The following is a 21,616-nucleotide window of genomic DNA, read 5'->3' on the forward strand; positions in this document are numbered from 1 at the left end:
TTCAAAACAAGGAATCACGGATCAATACCAATGGGAATCCTGAATCTGGTCTGAAACGACACGCTCTAAAAGTCCAAGGCTGAATTTGGACAGATGCCGGACCTAACCGGCCTCGCGCTACTTGCTGGCCCGCCGTTTCTGCCGCCGCTACCTTCTCATTTGCGCAAAAGTTTAGGGAACTCACGTCATCCCAGCGCAGGCTGGGATCCAGTAACCTTCGGATTTTTTTATTTCAATAAGGCTCGCACGGAGTACTGGATCCCGGTCTTGGTGCAGAGGCACCAAACCGGGATGACATGCCGGTAGGTCTTTTGGGGCGGACTGCCCGCGCCTTGGGGTATTTCGGAGAACGCATGGACTCTACTTGCGGGTCACTCCGCGCTCGATTCGCACGTTGTGTTATCGAAATCTTGAAAAATCAATGCATTGAGCCTGATTTGCGGCCACTCAACGAGTGAGCTATACTTGAAAACTTATTTTTTATGAAAAACAGGTTAAGAATTTGAACCTTGTCATTAACGTAGATCATGTCGAAGAGGAGTGCAACATTAAAATTGGATTTTTCCCACACGATGAGGAGGTAGACCCTGAGGACGACTGGCACTGGAACAAAAGGGAAGAGTTTTTAGACTATTTTGGCTATGATCCATCGGAACAGCTGGAAGTGTTCGAAGACTACTTAAATTTAGGCGTGAATTAAAAACGCCGCCCCTGGGGGACGGCGTCTTCAGATCTTCAAGCTTGCCGGCTGCGCAGATTACTGCGGCTTGCCGTCCGCATTCTTCTGAGCGTCGATCAGCTTCTGGCGGGCTTCGTCGGCGCGGCGCTGCAATTCGTTCTGCAACTCTTCCTGCTTGCGCTGCAGTTCGGCAACGTCGGTCGGTGCGCCGGTGTAGACCTTGGTGAAGCCTGCAAGGGTCAATTCCATCGGAATCGGCTTTGCCTGCTGGTTCAGCGTGGTCAGGATCAGTTTGCCGCCAGCTTTCAGCGTGCCAATGAAGGCATCGTCGACAACCAGCTCGGAATAGCAGGCGTTCGGGAAACAAATCCCGTACTTGCCTTCGGACTGCTTACCTGCATCGACCTGAACGCGCAGGCCCGGCTGAATCAGCATTCCCGGCGGGACGGCGATCAGAAGGGTCTTGCGGGCTTCGCCTTCGATTTCACGCAGCGCAACAGACGCCAGGAACTGGCCGGTGTTGGTGCGCAATTCCTGAGTGATGAGGCAGATCTGCTTGTTGACCTTGGGGTCCTTGTTACAGACCTTGATCCAGGGGGATTCATCCCCTTCGCTCTGCGCAGCAGCGCCTGTCACCGAAGAGGAGATTGCCAGTGCAGCAAACGCACAGCCGATCAATCCTCTTTTGAAAAAACTCGTCATTCGAACCTTCCTCAAACGTTCGTCCGCGAACCTACCGCCGTTCTGCTGCATTCACGCGCCAACTTCAAGTGCTGCGGCCAGCGGTTTATCGCCCGGCGCACCGTTGACCGATGAATAGGGCAAGAGGGTGGCGGAATTGCAACGCTAACGCTTTCAACGTGTGTGTTTTCAAATCACCTTTACAAAGCAGCTCCACCTGCACTGCTTGCCCTCGCGAAGTCAATATCTTCTCTTGAATGTTGCATAAATGGAGTTTGTTTTGAAGCGATTGGGGCACCAGAATGGGCCTTGTGTTAACATCACCCAAGAATCAAAGCCGGACTTGAGCCCTTGAATATGATGCAATCCGCTTTTTGCCGTTTCCTGTCCCGGATCGGCCTGCCGGTCCAAGCGGCCTGCGCGCTGGTGTTTGTGGTCTCGGCCCTCGCCCCGCTCTCTGTAGAGACCGCTCTTGCGGAAGAGGCAGCGGTGCCCTCCGTCAGCGCCATTGCCATGCATGGCGAACCGGCTCTGCCGCCGGATTTCAAGTCCCTGCCCTTTGCAAACCCGGATGCGCCCAAGGGGGGCGTGCTGACGCTTGGGGTTCAGGGCACGTTCGACAGCATGAACTCCTTCATCATCCAGGGCGGCTGGACCAGTGCCCGCGGCATGCGCGAGCGGGAGTTCGGCAACAACGTGCTGGAAAGCCTGATGATGCGCTCCTATGGTGAGCCCTTCACGCTCTACGGGCTTCTGGCTGAAAGCGTGCGCATGCCCAACAGCCGGGAATGGATCGAATTCACGCTCAATCCCGATGCGAAGTTTTCCGACGGCACGCCGGTCACTGTCGAGGACGTGGCTTTCTCTCTCGATATCATCCGGGACAAGGGGCGACCGCCGTTCCGCAACTGGTACAAGCAGATCGTCCGCAAGGAGTTTCCGGCGGAGCGGACCATCCGTCTCGTGTTCGAAAATGGCGATAACCGCGAGCTGCCTTTGCTGATCGCTTTGGCGCCGGTCTTCTCGAAAACTTCAACGGATGCGGAGAGTTTCGACAAGTCCTCTCTCAAACCGCTCGTCGGCTCGGGTCCTTACGTCTTTTCCGAGATTGATCCGGGCAAGCGCACGGTTTTGAAGAAGAACCCGGATTATTGGGCAAAGGATCTGCCGGTCAAAGCCGGGTTCGACAATTTCGACGAGATCCGGGTGGAGTATTTCCGCGACGAGACAACGCTTCAGGAAGCCTTCAAGAAGGGGCTGATCGATGCGTTGAAATTCGGTGACCCCACCCGCTGGGCCACCGGCTTTGACTTTCCCGCTGCCAAGGACGGACGGGTCAAGCAGCTTTCTGTGGAGCTGGGCATTCCTGCCAATACGCAGGGAATCGCTTTCAACACCCGCCGGGAGGTCTTTCAGGATGTGCGGCTGCGCCGGGCCCTGTCCATGCTCTATGACTTCGAGTGGGTGAACCGGAACATGTATCATGGCCTCTACAGGAGGACCGCCGGATACTGGGACAACTCCATTCTGTCCTCCGTCGGGCGTCCGGCGGATGAGCGCGAAAAGGCCCTGCTTGCCCCCTTCCCGGATGCTGTTACGCCGGATGTGATGGATGGAACATGGCAGCCGGTACAGGCCGATGGCTCGGGGCGCGACCGTAAGGTGATGCGGCAGGCGCTCGAAGCCTTCAAATCCGCTGGCTATGACATTAAGGATGGGAAAATGGTCAATCTGGCCAGCGGCAAGCCGCTGACCTTCGAGATCATGACCAAGAACGAGGATGAGGAGAAGCTGGCGCTGGTCTATGCCCGCACGCTGAAGGCGCTCGGCATCGAAATTTCCGTCCGGGCTGTCGACCCTTCCCAGTTCGAAGACCGCCGCACCAAACGCCAGTTCGACATGGTTTTCAACACCTGGATCTCGTCCCTGTCGCCGGGTAGCGAGCAATATGGCCGTTGGTCCAGCGCATCGGCGGATGCGGAGGGCTCGTTCAATTTCGTTGGCGCGCATAGTCCGGCGATCGACGCGCTGATTGATGCTATAGTTGCCGCGCGGACCAAGGAGGATTTCGTCTCTGCGGTGCGCGCGCTCGACCGGGTTCTGATTTCGGGAGCCTATGCGGTTCCGCTGCACCATGTGCCGGATGAATGGATCGGCTACTGGGCCAGCAAGGTTCAGCCGCCGGAGACCTTCTCGCTCTATGGCAATTCCTTCGATACCTGGTGGTCTGCCGAGGCAGCTGGCAAATGACCGGATACGGGATCTGACACGATGAAAGTGATCACCGAAACGCAGGCGGAGACCTACCGGAAGGCCGGTATCTGGGGAGACGTTACCCTTGATGGCTTGTTTGCGGCCACCGCTGCCGCGCATCCGGACCGGATTGCCCTGGTGGATGCACCGGACCGGAGCGACTGGACCGGCGGCACCCCGCGCCAGCTGACCTACGCGGAGGCTGACCGGGAAATCGACCGGCTGGCGGCCTTTTATGGCGCGATCGGTATGCAGCCGGATTATGTGCTGGGTCTCCAGGCGCCCAATACTGTCGACGCCGTTCTGGCTTTTCTCGGGGCTTTGCGTGCCGGGCTGATCGTATCGCCGCTGCCTTTGCACTGGCGCCAGAAGAACGTGCTGAGCGCGCTCAACTCCATCGGTGCTAAGGGCTTTATCGCAGCTGACCGGGTCGAGACCCGCATGATGGCCCATGCCGCGCGGGATGTCGCCGGTGAGCTGTTCAGCTTGCGGTTCGTTTTCGGCCTCGGTCACGACCTGCCGGATGGATTGGTCGAGCTTGGCCCGATGCTCGCCGAGATGGGCAACGACCTGCCTCCTCTTCCCCAAGCCCGGGACGAGGCGTCTGACCACATCGCGACGATTTCCTGGAGCCGGTCCTCCAAGGATACGGTGGCGGTGACACGCAGTCATAACCACTGGATGGCAGCAGCCCAGATGATCATGGGTGAAACCGGTCTGAAAGACGGCTCGGCGATCCTTGTGCCTTATGCCTTGAGCGGCCTGACCGGGCTGGGCGGCGGGGTTGCCCCCTGGCTCATGTGCGGTGGCACTTTGCATTTGCACCATCCCACGTCCCTGCCCGTCCTCGCCCGGCATGCGAACGCGGTCAAGGCAGATTACATTCTGGCGCCCGGGCCGCTGGCTCAGATTATTGACCGCGGAATCGCGTCCAAGGACGCTGCGATTGTCGCCGCATGGAACATCGCGGCCCCGCTGCCGGGCCGGTTTACGCCCCGCCATCCACTGATTGATCTGCATATCGCTGATGAATATGCCCTGGTCGCAAAAAAGCGGACTAGCGAGGAGGTCGCGGCTGTGCCCGTGGGAAAGCCGCTGGGGCCTGAGGGCAGCCAAGCCGGTGCGGCTCTTCTGGAAATCGGTCTGAAGGACGGTATCACTGCCAATTATCCGGGAACGCTGCTGGTCAAGGGCGCTGTTGTTCCGGGGACGGACTGGCCGACGATCCCGGACCACAAGCGGGTCAAGAAGGATGCCGAAGGCTTTCTGGAAACCGGCATTATGGTTCTGACTCATGACGGCGGTTTGCTGGGGTTCGGCATTCCTGGGGTTTATGCCCAGGGTGTCGGTGATCTGGAGCAGGTGGACGAAGCCTATAAGGGTTTCCCTGGCTTGCGCGAAGCTGCTGCCTTTCTGGTTGAAGACGAAGTGCTCGGCAGCAGAATCTTTGCTGCTCTGGTTCCGTCCTCTGGAACGGTGCCGGATGCGCGCGCCTTCTATTCCTATCTGGACGCGCAGGGCGTTGATCTGGCAGCCATACCTCATCGCGTTCTGGTTCTGCAGAGCCTGCCCCGGCAGGAAGACGGGTCTGTGGACCGGGAACGCCTGACCTTGAGAACCCAGCGTATGTCTGCTCAGGTCGCGTGACACTTTCAGTGTCTCAGCGAAACGGTTAGTGTCGGCTCATGGATTCTGAAAGCTCATTTCTCTGGCAGGGGCCGACCTGGCTCCTTGGCCGGACGCCGCCCGTTCCCACAAGCGGCATTCCGGGCCTTGGCGCTGATGTCGATCTCCTGGCTGCGTTTGCCGCGGATGAGGACATTTCCTTTCCGCTGCCGAGTTCCGTCCTGATCGACCCGGATCAAGTCCCAGAGGACATCCGCGAGCCGTTTTTGAACTGGCTGGCCGCCCAGCTTCAGGGGCTGCAAAGCGATGTTCCCGTGATTTACTTCTGCACGGAAGACACCCTTGTTCCAGAGAAGCCGAAAGCCTCGGCAATTCTGAACCGCACCATCTCGCAAACCGCGTTGTTCGAGCGGATCTGCGATTTGCAGCGGGTTTTGATCCGGTCTGAAGAGGCGCGTCTCCGGCGCATGGTCTTCGGCCGGGTGCCAGGCTATGGCGCAGCCCCCCATTACTCAGGACGGGGCGGTCTTCTTGTCATCGGGTTTGGCGGCCGGTTTCTCGATGTCATGCAGGCCCGGCAGAAGAATGTGGATGTGATCGGCGCCTTCGATCAACGCATGGGCGAGGAGTATCTCTCCCAGCGGGCCTTCGATGCGGTCATTCTCGACGGCGCTTTCGACGATGTGCTTGAAAACCTTCGTTGTCTGAGACGGGATGCGCGGTTTGCCTCGATTCCGGTTCTGGCGGTGACGGGTTTTGCAGGCGATCTGCCGGTTTTCTACGACGCCGGTGCCAACGACGTTCTGCTCGCTCCCCTGTCCCAGGACATGCTCAGGCAGAGGCTTGCCACCGCGATCCGGCTTGGCAAACGCCGCAGGCTGGCAGACCGAGTTCTGGCGGAAAGCCGGAAGTGGCTGATGCAGCAGCTGCAATCCGGCGGCTTGAAGCGCCGCGACTACGATAACTATCTCAATCAGGCCGCAAAGGCGCTTTCCGCGCGCGGTCTGATGATCTGGCAGATCAGCCTGCTTCCCGATGTTCCGCCAAACAACAACTTTACCGGCCAGCTTGCTCCCGATCTCTGCGGAACAGTGCTGTCGATTGCCGATGCGACCAGCCGTGAGGAAGATCTCGTCTGCTTCGTCCGCGATCTCGGACCCGTTGCCGTCCTCAAGAGCGAGCGCGGATGCGAGAGGCTGAAATCCCGGATCAGTGCTATCCTTGGGCACACAAGACTTTGACCGGACCGCGACTGTGCAGGTTTGATCCATTTCATAAAATGCCGGGACCAGAGACCCAGACTTCCGGATATGCCTTCCTGAGGAACCAACATGACGTCTTCCGCTGCCCCGATTTCCATCGATATCGTTTCCGATGTCATGTGCCCCTGGTGCTACATCGGCAAACGCCGTTTGGAGGCGGCTCTCGCGATGGTGCCGGACCTTCCCGTCCTGGTTCGCTGGCATCCTTATCAGCTCGACGAAACCCTGCCTCTCGAAGGCAAGGACCGGCGCCGCTATCTTCTGGACAAGTTCGGTCCGGACCGAATTGACACAATTCATGACCGGATCGAGCAGATCGGCGCGGAAGAGAACATCGATTTTGCCTTCGACAAGATTGAAGTCTGCCCGAACACTCTGGATGCGCACCGTCTCATCCTCTGGGCCAAGGCGGAAGGCAAGCAGACCGAAATGGTCGAACGCCTGTTCCAGGCCTTTTTCGTCAAGGGCGAAGATCTGACAAAGGCCGAAACGCTTATTTCAATCGCGAAGGAAGTCGGGCTGGAAGAAGACCTTGTCGAGCAGCTTCTCGATACGGATTCCGATGTGGAGAAAACCCGCAAGCAGATCTCCAAGGCCCGGCAGATCGGCGTAACCGGCGTGCCGTTCTTCGTCATCGATGGCCGGTTTGCGGTCGCTGGTGCGGAAGCTGCCGAAACACTGGCTGCCGCTTTGCGCCATGCTGAGGAAACACGTCCGGGCGACGGGACACAAGCGCCTCCCTCTCCGCTGTGAGAGTTGCCTTGAAGCCAAACAAGAAAGCCCCCGGAACCGCAGGTTCCGGGGGCTTTGTCTTTAAACGTGAAAAAGATTAGCCGCGCAGGATCGAACGGCCTGCGTAGATTGCCTGACCGCCCAGCTCTTCCTCGATGCGGATGAGCTGGTTGTACTTGGCGAGCCGGTCGGACCGGGCCAGAGAGCCAGTCTTGATCTGACCGCAGTTGGTGGCAACTGCCAGGTCGGCAATGGTCGCGTCTTCAGTTTCACCCGAGCGGTGAGACATGACAGCGGTGTAACCAGCCTTGTGAGCAGTCTCGACGGCGTCCAGGGTCTCGGACAGGGTGCCGATCTGGTTGACCTTGATCAGGATCGAGTTGGCGATTCCCTCGGAAATGCCGCGGCGCAGACGCTTGGAGTTGGTCACGAACAGGTCGTCACCCACCAGCTGGCATTTGGAGCCGAAAAGATCGGTCGCCGCTTTCCAGCCAGCCCAGTCGTCTTCTGCCAGACCGTCTTCGATCGAGATGATCGGGTAACGGGCAGCCAGATCCTCCAGGTACTTGGCCATTTCTTCCGGAGAAAGCGTCTTGCCTTCGCCAGCCAGAACGTACTTGCCATCCTTGAAGAATTCGGTGGAGGCAGCATCGAGTGCGAGGAACATGTCTTCGCCCGGCTTATAACCTGCCTTCTCGATGGCCTTCATGACGAAGCCGATGGCCGCATCGGTGGATTCCAGGTTCGGCGCAAAGCCGCCTTCGTCACCGACGTTGGTGTTGTGGCCAGCGTCGTTCAGAGCCTTCTTGAGGGTGTGGAACACTTCCGATCCCATGCGGACGGCTTCCTTCAGAGAAGACGCGCCAACCGGCATGATCATGAATTCCTGGAAGTCGATCGGGTTGTCCGCATGCGCGCCGCCGTTGATGATGTTCATCATCGGAACCGGCAGGGTGCGGGCAGAGGTGCCGCCGACGTAGCGGTAAAGCGGCAGGCCAGAGGCCTGAGCAGCAGCGCGGGCAACCGCGAGGGACACGCCGAGGATGGCGTTTGCGCCAAGACGGCCCTTGTTCTCGGTGCCGTCCAGCTCGATCATGGCCTGGTCGATCTTGAGCTGTTCTTCCGCATCAAGACCGGAAACGGTATCGAAGATCTCGCCATTCACGGCATCAACGGCCTGTTCGACACCCTTGCCCAGGTAGCGGGAGCCGCCATCGCGAAGCTCCACGGCTTCATGGGCGCCGGTGGATGCTCCTGACGGAACAGCCGCGCGGCCGAAAGATCCGTCTTCCAGAAACACGTCCACTTCGACGGTCGGGTTGCCGCGGCTGTCGAGGATCTCGCGGGCCTTGATGTCGATGATTGCGGTCATAGATCAACTCCTGTGTTTGCCGCCGGGCGGCAGATGCGGACCTGCCGGGGAGGTTTGGGTCCAATTGCGAAGGGCTGCCCAACCGGACGGCCCTTAAAGTAAAAATCAAACGGTGGCGCGGGCTTTCACCACGGCATCGATGGCCTTGAGCTCGGACAGAAGCGCGCCCAGATCCTTCAGGGCGATCATATTCGGTCCATCAGATGGGGCGGTGTCCGGATCGGGGTGGGTTTCGATGAAGAGGCCGCCAACGCCCACGGCCACTGCCGCGCGTGCAAGCACCGGTACCATGCGCCGGTCACCACCGGATGCGCCGCCAAGACCGCCTGGCTGCTGCACGGAATGGGTCGCGTCGAACACGACGGGAGCGCCGGTCTCGGCCATGATCGGCAGGGCGCGGAAATCGCTCACCAGAGTATTGTAGCCGAAGCTCACACCACGCTCGGTCAAAAGAACATTCGGATTGCCGCTTTCGACAATTTTCGTCAGCACGTTCTTCATGTCCCAAGGGGCCAGGAACTGGCCTTTCTTGACGTTGACGATCGCGCCGGTGTTGGCTGCGGCAACGAGAAGGTCGGTTTGGCGGCACAGGAATGCTGGTATCTGAAGCACATCGACCACCTCAGCGACCGGAGCACACTGATCGGCGGAGTGGATGTCGGTCAGAACAGGAAGGCCGTAGGTTTCCCTGATCTCGGCAAAAACCGGCAGGGCGTCCTTGAGCCCAACCCCTCGCGAAGCGGACAGAGACGTGCGGTTGGCCTTATCGAAGGACGACTTGAACACAACCGGAATGCCGAGAGTGCCAGCGATCTCCTTCACAGCTGCCGCGCATTCCAGAACATGCGCGCGGCTTTCCATCTGACAGGGACCAGCGATCAGGCTGAAGGGAGCTGCATTGTCAAAGGTGACATTGCCGACACGAACCTGACTGTTCGGCTGGGACATGAGGCATTCCTTATGGAAACGTGGCCAGGCTGTTCTTCACTTCGCAAAGCCACTTTGGAAATCGCCCGTTCCATAGCCTTTCTTGGCAAGGGCCGCAAGATTCGCGGGTTCATTTGCTAACGATAAAGGCTCTCTGTTCAATTGCGGAAAAAATATATAATGTTCAAAGCCGTCGAGCAGGGCCGGTTCGCCTCGAAACAGCCACTATGAACGTTGTTTTTGAAACCAAGCTGTGTTTCGCGCGTTTGTAACCCGATAAGCACTCGACCAGGAGCGGGGTTTCTTCGCCGGGCTTTAAACTTTTGAAATTTGGAAGATTAGTGAATGACAAAACCGATCCGTAAAGCCGTCCTTCCCGTTGCCGGTCTTGGCACGCGCTTCCTGCCAGCCACCAAGGCAGTGCCGAAGGAAATGCTGACGATTGTAGACCGTCCGATCGTTCAATATGTGGTCGAGGAAGCCAAGGCTGCCGGGATTGAGCATATCGTGTTCGTCACGGGCCGGAACAAGCAGGTTATCGAAGACCATTTTGACCGCGCCTATGAACTGGAAGATACGCTTCAGAGCCGCAACAAGAAAACCGCGCTTGATCTGCTCGATAAGCTGCGCCCGGTTGCAGGCGCCACCAGCTTCACCCGCCAGCAGGATCCGCTTGGTCTTGGCCATGCCATCTGGTGTGCCCGCGACATCATCGGCCGTGAGCCTTTCGCGATTCTTCTGCCGGACATGATCATGAAGTCGAACCCGGGCTGTCTGAGCCAGATGGTCGATGTCTATAACCAGAAGGGCGGCAACGTGATCTCGGTAGAGGCCGTGCCGGAAGACCAGACACACAATTACGGTATCGTCGAAATTGACGGTGACCAGAACGACCTGACCTTCGGGATCAAGGGCATGGTGGAAAAGCCTGCTCAGGGCACCGCGCCGTCAAACCTCTACATCAACGGCCGCTACATTCTGCAGCCAGAAATTTTTGATTTGCTTGAAAATCAGGAAACCGGCGCCGGTGGTGAGATCCAGTTGACCGATGCCATGCTGACCTTGATGGGCAAGCAGACCTTCACCGGCCTGCGTTTCACGGGTCAGACCTATGACTGTGGTTCCAAGGCAGGCTTCCTCAGCGCCAACATCGCCTATGCCCTCGAAGATCCGGAGCTCTCCCGCGAGCTTCTGCCGCTTCTGAGGGAGATGATCGGTGAAAAAGGCCTGATGGCCGCTGCGGAGTAAACCGACTTCCGGCTGCCGCTTGCATTCACCGGCAGCTTCCGGCTAGGAGAGAACCGGGTGGCCATGGCGTGTCCTTGGCACCCGGTTTTTCTTTGTTCCCTAAAGGTTTCCTCCCCCATGACCGTCATTGCTTTGGAAGACACCCGGATCGCCGTCATCGGTCTGGGCTATGTGGGGCTGCCCGTCGCGGTCGCCTTTGCCGAAGCCGGTTACGAGGTTTTGGGGTTCGACATCAAGGAAAGCCGGGTCTCAGAGCTTCGCTCCGGAAAGGACAGCACCTCTTCCGTTACGTCCGGGCGGCTCCGCCAATGCAGCCTGACGGTCAGTTCTGATCCGGCGGATCTTGCCGGATTTGACGTTTACATCGTTGCGGTACCAACTCCGGTGGACAAGGCCAAGCGGCCTGACCTCACGCCGTTTGCCAATGCTGCCCGTGCCGTCGCGCCTGCCCTGCGTCCCGGAGCGGTGGTCGTGTTTGAATCAACTGTTTTCCCAGGTGCAACGGAAGATGTTGCGGTTCCGATCCTTGAAGCCGGTTCCGGGCTTCGTTTCGGTGCCGGGTTCGAAGTCGGTTACTCCCCGGAACGGATCAATCCGGGCGATCCGGACCGGGATTTCAAGGACATCGTCAAGATCGTCTCCGGCAGCACTCCCGCCACAGTGAAGTTCCTGTCCGCGCTTTATGGCAGCGTGGTGACCGCAGGCATTCACGAGGCGCCTTCGATCAAGGTGGCGGAAGCTGCCAAGGTGATCGAGAACACCCAGCGCGATCTCAACATTGCCCTGATGAACGAGCTCTCCATGCTCTTTCACGCCATGGGGATCGATACCCGCGACGTGCTTGCCGGGTCTGCCACCAAATGGAACTTCCTGCCGTTCCAGCCGGGTCTCGTTGGCGGCCACTGCATTGGCGTCGACCCCTATTATCTCACCCACAAAGCGCATGAGATCGGCTTGACCCCTCAGGTCATTCTGGCCGGCCGCGGCACCAACGAGGCCATGCCTTCCTATGTGGCCGGCAAGATCATTCAGGCCTGTGTCCGCCTTGGCCGCCAGATGCCGCCGAAAATTGCCGTTCTCGGCCTGACTTACAAGGCGAATGTGCCAGACACACGCAATTCCAAGGTCGTGGATCTGGTGCGGGAGCTGAAGGATTTCGGCGCGGACGTCCGTATTCTGGATCCGATGGCAGATGCTGAGGACGTGCGCGGGGAATATGGTCTTGATCTCAGCGCCCCAGAGGACCTGACGGGTTCCGATGCGGTAATCATCGCAGTCCCCCACGACACGCTTTTCGAGGGGGGGCGCAACTGGGATGCGATTACGCCTTATCTTGGTGTGGGAACGTGTTTGGTGGCGGATCTGCCTGCCCGCCTTGATCGTTACCTTTGCCCGGACAACGTTCAGCTCTGGCGGCTCTGAGGTTTGTCGCGGCGGTATACCCGAGGATATCAAACGAGCTCGTACCCTGCGGCATTGAGGGCGCTCCCCCCAAAAGAATCCTGCTAAAATTACCAGCAATCCCTTAAGGGAATTCTGACGTATACTGACCATTCCCCTACGAAAAGGAGTGGTCCGTCATGCGGTTCATAGGCTTTTTCTGTCTTTGGGTTTTATCTGCCGCGGCCTTTGGTCTGGCGGGCAATGCCTCTGCGCAAGAGGCTGCAATCGGGGATAGCCCCGCGTTCCAAAAGATCATCCGCGGCCAGATGAATGCCTTCGCCCGTGGCGATGCCGAACAGGCTTTCTCTTTTGCAAGCCGGGATCTTCAAAACAGGTTTGAGACGCCAGACTTCTTTATGCATATGGTCCGGCAGGGCTATCAGCCCGTTTACCGTCCACGGGATGTGTCCTTCGGAGCTGTGAAGCCAGGACCTCAGGGGCCCGTTCAAGAGGTCTATGTGACCGGCCCGGACGGGAACAGCTGGCTGGCGCTCTACAGCTTCGAGCAACAGGAAGACGGCAGCTGGAAGATTTCCGGCTGCTATCTGACCAAATCGCCAAGCCTTTCGGCCTGACGGGGAACCTTGCGGCCTGACAGTCCCGGACTAGAGGGCGGCGATATCGCCCCTGGCCCAGTCTTCCTTGGTCTTGCTGTAGAAAGTCTCGAAGGTGCCTGCCTCGATCGCATCGCGCATGCCCTTCATCAGGGTCTGATAATAGGCGATGTTGTTCCAGGTGAGCAGCATGGCAGCCAGGCCTTCACCGCAGCGGACCAGGTGATGAAGATAGGCGCGGCTGTAGGTCGAGGCCGCCGGGCACGCGGCCTCTTCATCCAGTGGACGCGGGTCATCCGCGTGGCGGGCGTTCTTCAGGTTGACCTTGCCAAAGCGGGTATAGGCAAGGCCATGGCGGCCTGCGCGGGTCGGCATCACGCAGTCGAACTGGTCGATGCCGCGCTTGACGCTTTCCAGAAGATCGTCCGGGGTGCCGACGCCCATCAGATAGCGGGGCTTGTCGGCGGGCATGACCGGCGTGGTGATGTCCAGCATGCGCAGCATTACATCCTGTGGTTCCCCCACAGCCAGACCACCGACGGAATAGCCCTCGAACGGCATCTTGCCGAGCTCCTCGGCTGAGCGGATGCGAAGATCGGGCACATCGCCGCCCTGCACGATGCCATAGAGCCCCTGCCCTTTGCCCGGCCCGCCCATGGTCTCAAATTGGCGGCGGGAGCGTTCGGCCCAGCGGAGCGACAGCTCCATGGCGCGCTTCACTTCCTCCGGTGGCGACGGCAGCTTGATGCATTCGTCGAGCTGCATCTGGATATCGGAGCCGAGCAGCCCCTGGATCTCGATGGAACGCTCCGGCGTCAGGTGGTAGCGCTGGCCGTCGATGTGGCTCTGGAACTTGACGCCATCCTCGTCCAGCTTGCGCAACTGGGCAAGCGACATGACCTGAAACCCGCCACTGTCGGTCAGGATCGTGTGCGGCCAGTTCATGAACTTGTGCAACCCGCCCAGCCGGTCGACACGCTCGGCGGTGGGACGCAGCATCAGGTGATAGGTGTTGCCAAGCACGACTTCCGCGCCGGTCTGCTCGACATCATCCATGAACATGGCCTTGACGGTCGCCTGGGTGCCGACCGGCATGAAGGCCGGGGTCTGGACGGTGCCGTGCGGCGTGGAGATCTCCCCACGGCGGGCCATACCGTCCGTCTTGATCAGCTTGAAGGAAAAGGGCTTGGCGGAGGCGCTCATGGCGTCAGTCCTGTTGTTCGCGCGTCAGCCGGGGAAACAGCAGCGAAGAGTCCCCATAGCTGTAGAAGCGGTATTCGGATTGGATGGCGTGGACATAGGCCCGGTGCATGGTCTCAAGGCCGGAAAAGGCCGAGACCAGCATGAAGAGGGTCGAGCGCGGCAGATGGAAGTTGGTCATCAGCGCGTCGATGGTGCGGAACCGGTAGCCGGGGGTGATGAAGATCCGGGTCTCCCCGCAGAAAGGGGCTAGCCCGTCTTCGCCCTGCGACGCGCTTTCGAGAATGCGCAAGGACGTGGTGCCGACGGCAACAACCTTGTTGCCCCGGGCTTTCACCGCCTTGAGGGCAGCAACCGTGGACGCAGAGATCTCGCCCCACTCGGCATGCATCTTGTGGCCGTCGGTGTCGTCACTTTTCACCGGCAGAAACGTTCCGGCGCCGACATGAAGGGTCACGCCATATGTTTCGACACCGCGTGCCTTGAGGTTCTCCAACAGCTCGGGCGTGAAGTGGAGGCCCGCTGTTGGGGCGGCAACTGCCCCTTCCCGCTCGGCAAACATGGTCTGATAGTCGGACCGGTCCTGCTCGTCTTCGGGACGCTGAGCGGCAATATAGGGCGGCAGAGGAATGTGGCCGACAGTGGCAATCGCTACGTCCAAAGCGGGACCGGCGATATCGAAGACCAGAAGAACTTCGCCCGCCTCGCCTTTTTCGGCAACGGTGGCATCCAGCGTCCCGGCAAGACAGGTGCTGCCTTCGCCGCCAAAGCGGACACGGTCGCCGATGACAAGCTTCTTGGCGGGCCGGACAAACGCCCACCAGCGGTCGTCGCCAGCCCGCAGGTGCAGGGTCGCGCCGATTTTCGCCGTGGCGCCGCCGCGCGTGCGCGTGCCCTCCAGCTGGGCCGGGATCACCTTCGTGTCGTTGAAAACCAGCGCGTCACCTGGCTCCAGCCAGTCTGGCAGTGCGCTGACGATGCTGTCCGTCAGTTCCGGTGTCCCGTCGGGTCTGACCACCAGCAGGCGTGCAGAATCGCGCGGGCGTGCGGGACGCAGGGCAATCCGCTCATTCGGGAGCTCGAAGTCGAACAGGTCTACGCGCATGGGTCTCTTCCGGCGGTCCGCCCCGGTCAAGACCGGTCAGGCAGATCACTGCCTAAAGCGTCCAGGCTCTTCTTTGAAAGACGATCCGGTAGCCTTCCGGATCCTCGAATGTCATGCCGGCATCGTCCCAATAGGGATTGTGCGACGGGACTGGCTTATAGCCATGGCGCTGCATGCGATCAATGGCCGTCTGCCACAGCTGGTCATCAGGTATGTAGAGAACCAGAAGATGCTCGTCACTGTTGCAGCGGGGAGCTTCGACGCCCTCCTCCCGCAAGAGTTCCAGATGCCACTTGGCTTCGGGAAAGCCCAGGATGAGGCCTTGATAGCCATTGTGATCGAAGCTGGTCAGTTCGGAAAAGCCAGCGCCATCACAATAAAAGCGGTGCAGCGCGGCGAGGTCATTGGCTGGCCTCGCCACGCGCAGGGTCGGATATCCGGCCGCAGGCGCCGTCATCAGGCGTCTGCTGCGACCTTGAGCGAAACGATCTTGTCCGGGTTCTGGACCGGCTCGCCGCGCTTGATCTTGTCGACGTTTTCCATGCCTTCGATCACTTCACCCCAGACGGTGTACTGGCCGTCCAGGAAGCCTGCGTCTGCAAAGCAGATGAAGAACTGGCTGTCACCGGAGTCCGGGTTCTGGGCGCGGGCCATGGAGCAGACGCCGCGGCCATGGTGAGCCTTGTTGAACTCTGCCTTGAGCTTCTTGCCGGAACCGCCGGTGCCAGTGCCATGCGGGCAGCCGGTCTGAGCCATGAAGCCTTCGATGACGCGGTGGAACACGATGCCGTTGTAGAAGCCTTCGCGAGCCAGTTCCTTGATGCGGGCAACGTGGTTCGGTGCCAGTTCCGGCTTCATTTCGATCACGACATTACCGACGGTGGTTTCCATCAGCAGCGTGTTTTCCGGATCTTTGATATCGGCCATGACTTGTCTCCGTTCGTCTTTAACCAGGCTCTCGCCCTATTTCTGGAAAGGTTAGGTGCGTCAGGTCACTTGGCGTCGGCCGCAACCTGCATCTTGATGATCTTGTCGGGATTTGCCGGCGGCTCACCCTTCGCGATCTTGTCAACGAATTCCATGCCGGAGACGACTTCGCCCCAGACCGTATATTCGCCGTTCAACCACTCGCCGTCGGCGAACATGATGAAGAACTGGGAATTGGCGCTGTCCGGGCTTGCGGCGCGCGCCATGCCCAGAACGCCGCGCTTGAAGGGCGCATCGTTGAATTCGGCCTTGAGGTCCGGCTCTTCGGAGCCGCCCATGCCGGTGCCGGTGGGATCACCGGTCTGCGCCATGAAGCCATCGATCACGCGGTGGAAGACGATGCCGTCATAAAAGCCTTCGCGGGTCAGCTTCTTGATCCGCTCGACATGCTTGGGCGCCAGATCCGGGCGCAGCTTGATGACGACACGGCCATCCTTCAGGTCGAGATAGATGGTGTTTTCAGGATCAAGGGTTTCGGCGCGAACCGGAACCGTGGCGATCAGCAGGGATGCAATCACCGCGAAAATGGAAAGAATACGTGACACGTGGAACTCCGTTCGGATCTTGAGAGGGCAGCCCTGATCAGGCCCCCGCCGCGGTCTTTGCCTTGAGGGCCCGGGCCGCCGCTTCGGGGACGAAGGCCTCAATGGCCCCGCCCATTTTGGCGATCTGCCGAACAAGCGTGGCGGTGATATGGCGGACACCCGGTGAAGCTGGAAGAAACACAGTTTGAATATCCGGCGCCATGGTGCCGTTCATGCCGGACATCTGCATTTCATAGTCCAGATCCGTTCCATCCCTGAGGCCACGGATGATGCAGGCAGCGCCATGCTTGCGCGCCGCATCAATCACAAGGCCATCAAAGGCTTCGACGGATATTCGCTCGGCGGCATCCGCGCCGAAAGCATCGGATGCGCAGGCCCGGATCATCTCCAAGCGTTCCTCAAAGGAAAACATGGGCGCCTTGCCGGGGTGAATACCGATCGCAACGATCACCTTGTCCGTGAGTGTCAGAGCCTGACGCAACACATCCATGTGGCCATTCGTGACCGGATCGAAGGATCCTGCATAAAGAGCGGTTCTGGTCATGGCGTTTCCATAGCCCGCCAGAGGCCTGCGGGCAAGCGCCCCTGAGCGCGGTGCCGGTTATCCTTTTTGCCCAAATTATGAACAAAACGTATTTTCTGCGGAACTGTGATGGCCATCACGGAGTTTATCTCCCGAATACCGCACTGTGAGGGTGCCTGATACGGCTGAATGTCAGCACGGAGTAAGAACAATGCAAACACGGGAAAACGAAAACAGAGAGAGCAAGCGCCGTTTCTTTAGCCGGGACGTTTTCTTCTCCTCGCCGGAAGCAACCCATCCCGCCGCCGGCCTTCAGGTCGCGGCCATCATGTCCCTCGCAGTCGGCGCCATCTTCGTTGCCGGCTTCATGACCCTTTCGCCCGTCGGTGCGGCGGATGCCCGTACGGTCAACACGGTGAACAAGGCCGACCGGCTGGAGCGCGTTGAAACCGCAGCTCCGTGCAAAGGTCAGGCCTGGGGCGCATGGTCGAGCGAATGTGCCGCTCAGATCACCGGAGCCTCTTCTGTCCGTCAGGTCGGGTTCGTCACCACGTCGACGGCGTCTCCGACCGAGCCGAACACGACGGTTCTGCACCGCATGCCGATCGACGGGTAAAAGGCATATTCCGTTAGGACGGAACACATTCCCTGCCCCAAACGGCAAGACAGCGGCCGAGGCATGTGCCCGGCCGCTGCCGTTTTTTGAAACAAGATGACAGGTGTCAGAGACGCTTATTCAGCCTCTCCGCCCTCACCTTCCTCAGAAGTTCCAGGAGCTTCGTCCGTCCCTTCTACAGAAGTGCCGCCGGCCGCACCGGTTTCTCCTTCGAGAAGGACGGCTTCCGCCTCTTCATCCACTTCGCTGATGCGCTCCACAGCCACGACCTTCTCGTCTGCGGCTGTCTTGAACACGATCACGCCCTGGGTCGCACGGCCTGCGATGCGGATGCCGTTCACCGGGCAGCGGATCAGCTGACCACCATCGGTCACCAGCATGATCTGATCGCTGTCTTCCACCGGGAAGGATGCAATCAGACCGCCATTGCGCTGGTTCACAGCCATCGCCGTGATACCCTTGCCGCCACGTCCGGTCACCCGGTACTCGTAGGACGACGTGCGCTTGCCGTAACCGTTCTCGGAAATGGTGAGAATGGTCTGTTCGTAGGCGCCCATCTCGGCATAGCGTTCCTGCGGAAGCTCACCGGCCACCACATCCTCATCCGGCGCACCGGCCTCATCCGTTTCACCGCGCAGGGCACGGGACATCTTGAGGTAGGCGGCGCGCTCTTCCGCCGACACATCAATGTGGCGGAGGATCTGCATGGAGATAACCGTATCGTCTTCCGCACGGTTGATACCGCGCACCCCGACAGAGTTGCGGCCGGCGAAGACGCGGACGTCCGTGACAGGGAAGCGGATGCACATGCCCGATGCGGTGGTCAGCATCACGTCATCATGCTCGGAGCAGGTCTCGACGCCGACGATACCGTCGCCATCGTCCAGCTTCATCGCGATCTTGCCGTTGCGGTTGATCTGGATGAAATCGCTGAGCTTGTTCCGCCGCACGGTGCCGCGCACCGTTGCAAACATCACGTCGAGGTTTGCCCAGGTGTCCTCATCCTCCGGCAGCGGCATGATCGAGGTGATCATTTCGCCCTGTTCAAGAGGCAGCATGTTGATGAGGGCCTTGCCGCGGCCCGTTGGGCCACCGAGCGGAAGCCGCCAGACCTTCATCTTGTAGGCAATGCCGCGGGACGAGAAGAACAGAACAGGCGTGTGGGTGTTGGCCACGAACAGGCGGGTGACGAAATCCTCGTCCTTGGTCGCCATGCCAGAACGGCCCTTGCCGCCGCGCCGCTGTGCCCGGTAGGTCGCCAGCGGAACACGCTTGATGTAGCCGCCGTGCGACACGGTCACGACCATGTCTTCGCGCTGGATCAGGTCTTCGTCGTCGAAATCTGCGCCGCCATCCACGATCTGGGTGCGGCGGGGCGTTGCGAACTCGGCCTTGATCTCCAGCATCTCATTGCGGACGATCTCCTGAATTCTCGCGCGGGAGCGCAGAATGTCGAGATAGTCGGCAATCTCGCCGCCGATCTTGTTGAGTTCATCCGCGATTTCGTCGCGGCCCAGAGCTGTCAGGCGCTGCAGACGCAGATCCAGAATGGCGCGGGCCTGTTCTTCCGACAGCTTGTAGGTGCCGTCTTCCAGAACCATGTGGCGCGGATCGTCGATCAGACGGATCAAAGGCTCCACATCGCGCGCCGGCCAGTTGCGCTCCATCAGCTGGGCACGGGCCGTTGCCGGATCCGGAGCGGTCCGGATGAGATGAATCACTTCATCGATATTGGCAACCGCAATGCCCAGACCAACCAAGATATGAGCGCGGTCACGCGCCTTCTTGAGAAGGAAACGGGTCCGCCGGCCAATGACTTCCTCGCGGAAGTTAACAAATGCCTTGAGCATGTCGCTCAGGTTCATCTGTTCCGGCTTGCCACCGTTCAGGGCGACCATGTTGCAGCCGAAAGAAGTCTGCAGCTGGCTGAACCGGAAGAGCTGGTTCAGCACCACATCCGCCACTGCGTCACGCTTCAACTCGATCACGACGCGCATGCCCGAGCGGTCGCTTTCATCGCGGATGTCGGAAATGCCTTCGATGCGCTTGTCGCGGACAGCCTCGGCGATCTTTTCGATCATCGAGGACTTGTTCACCTGATACGGAATTTCCGAAACGATCAGAGCGAAGCGGTCCTTGCGGATCTCTTCGACCTCGACCTGGCCGCGCATGACGACCGAGCCGCGGCCCGTCTCAAAGGCAGACCGGATACCGGAGCGGCCAAGGATAATGCCGCCGGTCGGGAAATCCGGGCCCGGGACGATTTCCATCAGCTCTTCCAGAGAAAGCGCCGGATTCTCCATGATCGCGATGGCGGCATCGATCACTTCGCCGAGATTATGCGGCGGAATGTTCGTGGCCATACCAACGGCGATGCCGCCCGCGCCATTGACAAGGAGGTTCGGGAACTTCGCCGGGAGAACGACAGGCTCGCTTTCGGAGTTGTCGTAGTTTTCCTGGAAGTCGACCGTGTCCTTGTCGATATCGTCGAGGAGCTTGTGCGCGACTTTTTCAAGACGGCACTCGGTGTATCGCATTGCGGCTGCCGGATCGCCATCGACAGAGCCGAAGTTGCCCTGCCCGTCGATCAGAGGCAGACGGAGCGAGAAACTCTGAGCCATACGCACGAGCGCGTCATAAATCGCGCTGTCGCCGTGAGGGTGATATTTACCCATCACGTCCCCGACCACGCGGGCGGACTTGCGGTAAGGCTTGTTGAATTCGTACCCGTTCTCATGCATCGAATACAGGATGCGGCGGTGAACCGGCTTGAGGCCGTCCCGGACATCCGGCAGTGCGCGGCTGACGATCACGCTCATCGCGTAATCGAGATAGCTGCGCTTCATTTCATCGACGATGGAGATCGGCTTGATATCCGACGGCAACCCGCCCCCGGAAGTACTTGTGTCCTGATCAGCCAAGGATTGAACTCTTAGGTCTTGTTAAGGTGCAGATATTTATATCCGATTCACCATTGCCGACCAAATCCGGCTGAACCATGGCGCAATATTATTGTTAAGTGATTTCAATATGTTGCAGAGGTAATGCACAGGCTGGAAAATTGATTGGGGGTATCTGCGCGACGGATCGGGCATTTTGCTCCAGAATTGGCGGCGCGATGCGGTTCCGGACCCGTCCCAGACCTCGCGAGGATTAGAGCAGGATGCCCCTTTCAGATTTCATTATAAACGCCTTTGCGACGCTCTTCGTGACGATCGACCCCGTCGGGCTGGCGCCGATGTTCCTGGCCGTTACGGCAGGCATGACCGCCGTGGAGCGGCGGCGGATAGCCGTCAGGGCCACCCTGACCGCAGCCGCCATCCTGCTGGTGTTTTTTGTGGCCGGGCAGACGGTGCTCAATGTCCTCGGGATCTCCGTCTCGGCCTTCCGGGTCTCAGGGGGCATTCTGCTGTTCCTGATCGCCATCGAGATGGTGTTCGGCAAGCGCACCCAGAGAAAGAGCGAGACGGCGGAAAAGGCGCTGGAAGAACAGCAGAAGACCGAGTTTCATGAAGTCGCGATCTTCCCGCTTGCCATTCCGCTCATAGCGGGACCCGCAGCGATCTCGGCCATTATCCTGCTCTCCAGCCAGGCACCCAGCACGGTGGCCTATGCAGGGCTCGGAGGCGTCATCGTGGTCATTCTCTCCAGCTGCATGGTCGCCTTTCTTCTGGCGGACAGAATCGAGCGCCTGATGGGCGACACGGCGCAGCTGGTGATTACACGGCTGCTGGGCGTGCTTCTGGCCGCCCTCTCCGTCCAGTTCGTGGCCGATGGGGTTCTGACCTTCATGGCCAGCCATTGAGCTTTTTTGAGCTTTATGACATTGCGGTGCCGTTTCATTACCTTAGGCTCGTTTCTGG

Annotated in this window: 19 protein-coding genes; 9 read left to right on the forward strand and 10 right to left on the reverse strand. The window is 59.6% G+C overall.

The window, feature by feature from the left end; all coding sequences use genetic code 11:
* Positions 1 to 757: 757 nt before the first annotated feature.
* The gene (locus IG616_RS04835; protein ID WP_192147004.1) at positions 758 to 1,381 is read right to left on the reverse strand and encodes an invasion associated locus B family protein; all 624 of its coding nucleotides are present in this window, start codon (positions 1,379 to 1,381) and stop codon (positions 758 to 760) included.
* A 336-nt stretch (positions 1,382 to 1,717) separates the two neighbouring features.
* Between IG616_RS04835 and IG616_RS04840 the strand changes: the two genes are divergently transcribed.
* The 4 genes from IG616_RS04840 (at position 1,718) to IG616_RS04855 (ending at position 7,254) form a co-directional block, all read left to right on the forward strand.
* A complete protein-coding gene (locus IG616_RS04840; protein WP_425504150.1) occupies positions 1,718 to 3,610 on the forward strand; it encodes an extracellular solute-binding protein in 1,893 nt (630 codons plus the stop codon).
* Between the two features lie 21 nt (positions 3,611 to 3,631).
* On the forward strand, positions 3,632 to 5,260 hold the full coding sequence (locus IG616_RS04845) for a class I adenylate-forming enzyme family protein (RefSeq protein WP_192147005.1): 1,629 nt from the start codon (positions 3,632 to 3,634) through the stop codon (positions 5,258 to 5,260).
* A 38-nt stretch (positions 5,261 to 5,298) separates the two neighbouring features.
* Complete coding sequence (locus tag IG616_RS04850) at positions 5,299 to 6,480, forward strand: response regulator (RefSeq protein ID WP_209007289.1); 1,182 nt, start codon at positions 5,299 to 5,301, stop codon at positions 6,478 to 6,480.
* A 90-nt stretch (positions 6,481 to 6,570) separates the two neighbouring features.
* Positions 6,571 to 7,254, forward strand: coding sequence for a DsbA family oxidoreductase (locus tag IG616_RS04855; RefSeq protein WP_192147006.1), 684 nt, complete (start codon positions 6,571 to 6,573; stop codon positions 7,252 to 7,254).
* 76 nt (positions 7,255 to 7,330) lie between these two features.
* Here IG616_RS04855 and eno read toward each other — a convergent pair whose 3' ends face one another.
* Together eno and kdsA are read right to left on the reverse strand one after the other, a co-directional pair.
* Positions 7,331 to 8,605 carry a phosphopyruvate hydratase gene (gene eno / locus IG616_RS04860; protein ID WP_192147007.1) on the reverse strand — a complete coding sequence of 425 codons (1,275 nt, stop codon included), beginning with the start codon at positions 8,603 to 8,605 and terminating at the stop codon, positions 7,331 to 7,333.
* A gap of 105 nt (positions 8,606 to 8,710) precedes the next feature.
* On the reverse strand, positions 8,711 to 9,553 hold the full coding sequence (gene kdsA / locus IG616_RS04865) for a 3-deoxy-8-phosphooctulonate synthase (RefSeq protein ID WP_192147008.1): 843 nt from the start codon (positions 9,551 to 9,553) through the stop codon (positions 8,711 to 8,713).
* 324 nt (positions 9,554 to 9,877) lie between these two features.
* Here kdsA and galU point away from each other — a divergent pair, with 324 nt between their 5' ends.
* The 3 genes from galU to IG616_RS04880 all read left to right on the forward strand — a co-directional run bounded on the left by galU (position 9,878) and on the right by IG616_RS04880 (position 12,798).
* A complete protein-coding gene (gene galU / locus IG616_RS04870) occupies positions 9,878 to 10,780 on the forward strand; it encodes a UTP--glucose-1-phosphate uridylyltransferase GalU (protein ID WP_192147009.1) in 903 nt (300 codons plus the stop codon).
* Between the two features lie 117 nt (positions 10,781 to 10,897).
* Positions 10,898 to 12,202: a nucleotide sugar dehydrogenase gene (locus IG616_RS04875; RefSeq protein WP_192147010.1), complete on the forward strand. Its 1,305-nt coding sequence runs from the start codon at positions 10,898 to 10,900 to the stop codon at positions 12,200 to 12,202.
* A 158-nt stretch (positions 12,203 to 12,360) separates the two neighbouring features.
* On the forward strand, positions 12,361 to 12,798 hold the full coding sequence (locus IG616_RS04880; RefSeq protein ID WP_192147011.1) for a DUF4864 domain-containing protein: 438 nt from the start codon (positions 12,361 to 12,363) through the stop codon (positions 12,796 to 12,798).
* A 30-nt stretch (positions 12,799 to 12,828) separates the two neighbouring features.
* On the opposite strand, the gene tgt is transcribed toward IG616_RS04880, so the two are convergent.
* The 6 genes from tgt to coaD all read right to left on the reverse strand — a co-directional run bounded on the left by tgt (position 12,829) and on the right by coaD (position 17,158).
* Positions 12,829 to 13,980, reverse strand: coding sequence for a tRNA guanosine(34) transglycosylase Tgt (gene tgt, locus IG616_RS04885; RefSeq protein WP_192147012.1), 1,152 nt, complete (start codon positions 13,978 to 13,980; stop codon positions 12,829 to 12,831).
* 4 nt (positions 13,981 to 13,984) lie between these two features.
* On the reverse strand, positions 13,985 to 15,082 hold the full coding sequence (gene queA / locus IG616_RS04890; RefSeq protein WP_192147013.1) for a tRNA preQ1(34) S-adenosylmethionine ribosyltransferase-isomerase QueA: 1,098 nt from the start codon (positions 15,080 to 15,082) through the stop codon (positions 13,985 to 13,987).
* A gap of 52 nt (positions 15,083 to 15,134) precedes the next feature.
* Complete coding sequence (locus IG616_RS04895) at positions 15,135 to 15,539, reverse strand: VOC family protein (protein ID WP_192147014.1); 405 nt, start codon at positions 15,537 to 15,539, stop codon at positions 15,135 to 15,137.
* On the reverse strand, positions 15,539 to 16,000 hold the full coding sequence (locus IG616_RS04900; RefSeq protein WP_192147240.1) for a peptidylprolyl isomerase: 462 nt from the start codon (positions 15,998 to 16,000) through the stop codon (positions 15,539 to 15,541). The genes IG616_RS04895 and IG616_RS04900 overlap by 1 nt, the downstream gene beginning before the upstream one ends.
* 74 nt (positions 16,001 to 16,074) lie before the next feature.
* The gene (locus IG616_RS04905) at positions 16,075 to 16,614 is read right to left on the reverse strand and encodes a peptidylprolyl isomerase (protein WP_192147015.1); all 540 of its coding nucleotides are present in this window, start codon (positions 16,612 to 16,614) and stop codon (positions 16,075 to 16,077) included.
* Positions 16,615 to 16,651: 37 nt separating this feature from the next.
* On the reverse strand, positions 16,652 to 17,158 hold the full coding sequence (coaD, locus tag IG616_RS04910) for a pantetheine-phosphate adenylyltransferase (protein WP_192147016.1): 507 nt from the start codon (positions 17,156 to 17,158) through the stop codon (positions 16,652 to 16,654).
* A 190-nt stretch (positions 17,159 to 17,348) separates the two neighbouring features.
* Between coaD and IG616_RS04915 the strand changes: the two genes are divergently transcribed.
* Positions 17,349 to 17,753, forward strand: a complete 405-nt coding sequence (locus tag IG616_RS04915) for a hypothetical protein (protein ID WP_192147017.1) — start codon at positions 17,349 to 17,351, stop codon at positions 17,751 to 17,753.
* Between the two features lie 116 nt (positions 17,754 to 17,869).
* Here the strand turns inward: IG616_RS04915 and gyrA are convergent, their stop codons facing one another.
* On the reverse strand, positions 17,870 to 20,674 hold the full coding sequence (gyrA, locus tag IG616_RS04920) for a DNA gyrase subunit A (protein ID WP_192147018.1): 2,805 nt from the start codon (positions 20,672 to 20,674) through the stop codon (positions 17,870 to 17,872).
* Between the two features lie 242 nt (positions 20,675 to 20,916).
* Here gyrA and IG616_RS04925 point away from each other — a divergent pair, with 242 nt between their 5' ends.
* Positions 20,917 to 21,558: a MarC family protein gene (locus tag IG616_RS04925; RefSeq protein WP_192147019.1), complete on the forward strand. Its 642-nt coding sequence runs from the start codon at positions 20,917 to 20,919 to the stop codon at positions 21,556 to 21,558.
* The last annotated feature ends 58 nt before the right edge of the window (positions 21,559 to 21,616 follow it).

Origin of the sequence: Roseibium litorale, assembly GCF_014842915.1 — a bacterium.
Classification (GTDB): domain Bacteria; phylum Pseudomonadota; class Alphaproteobacteria; order Rhizobiales; family Stappiaceae; genus Roseibium; species Roseibium litorale.

Excerpts from the sequence above, each read along its gene's own strand:
- IG616_RS04835 (WP_192147004.1), bottom strand. The coding sequence starts at position 1,381 with ATGACGAGTTTTTTCAAAAGAGGATTGATCGGCTGTGCGTTTGCTGCA.
- IG616_RS04840 (WP_425504150.1), top strand. The coding sequence starts at position 1,718 with ATGATGCAATCCGCTTTTTGCCGTTTCCTGTCCCGGATCGGCCTGCCG.
- IG616_RS04845 (WP_192147005.1), top strand. The coding sequence starts at position 3,632 with ATGAAAGTGATCACCGAAACGCAGGCGGAGACCTACCGGAAGGCCGGT.
- IG616_RS04850 (WP_209007289.1), top strand. The coding sequence starts at position 5,299 with ATGGATTCTGAAAGCTCATTTCTCTGGCAGGGGCCGACCTGGCTCCTT.
- IG616_RS04855 (WP_192147006.1), top strand. The coding sequence starts at position 6,571 with ATGACGTCTTCCGCTGCCCCGATTTCCATCGATATCGTTTCCGATGTC.
- eno (WP_192147007.1), bottom strand. The coding sequence starts at position 8,605 with ATGACCGCAATCATCGACATCAAGGCCCGCGAGATCCTCGACAGCCGC.
- kdsA (WP_192147008.1), bottom strand. The coding sequence starts at position 9,553 with ATGTCCCAGCCGAACAGTCAGGTTCGTGTCGGCAATGTCACCTTTGAC.
- galU (WP_192147009.1), top strand. The coding sequence starts at position 9,878 with ATGACAAAACCGATCCGTAAAGCCGTCCTTCCCGTTGCCGGTCTTGGC.
- IG616_RS04875 (WP_192147010.1), top strand. The coding sequence starts at position 10,898 with ATGACCGTCATTGCTTTGGAAGACACCCGGATCGCCGTCATCGGTCTG.
- IG616_RS04880 (WP_192147011.1), top strand. The coding sequence starts at position 12,361 with ATGCGGTTCATAGGCTTTTTCTGTCTTTGGGTTTTATCTGCCGCGGCC.
- tgt (WP_192147012.1), bottom strand. The coding sequence starts at position 13,980 with ATGAGCGCCTCCGCCAAGCCCTTTTCCTTCAAGCTGATCAAGACGGAC.
- queA (WP_192147013.1), bottom strand. The coding sequence starts at position 15,082 with ATGCGCGTAGACCTGTTCGACTTCGAGCTCCCGAATGAGCGGATTGCC.
- IG616_RS04895 (WP_192147014.1), bottom strand. The coding sequence starts at position 15,539 with ATGACGGCGCCTGCGGCCGGATATCCGACCCTGCGCGTGGCGAGGCCA.
- coaD (WP_192147016.1), bottom strand. The coding sequence starts at position 17,158 with ATGACCAGAACCGCTCTTTATGCAGGATCCTTCGATCCGGTCACGAAT.
- IG616_RS04915 (WP_192147017.1), top strand. The coding sequence starts at position 17,349 with ATGCAAACACGGGAAAACGAAAACAGAGAGAGCAAGCGCCGTTTCTTT.
- IG616_RS04925 (WP_192147019.1), top strand. The coding sequence starts at position 20,917 with ATGCCCCTTTCAGATTTCATTATAAACGCCTTTGCGACGCTCTTCGTG.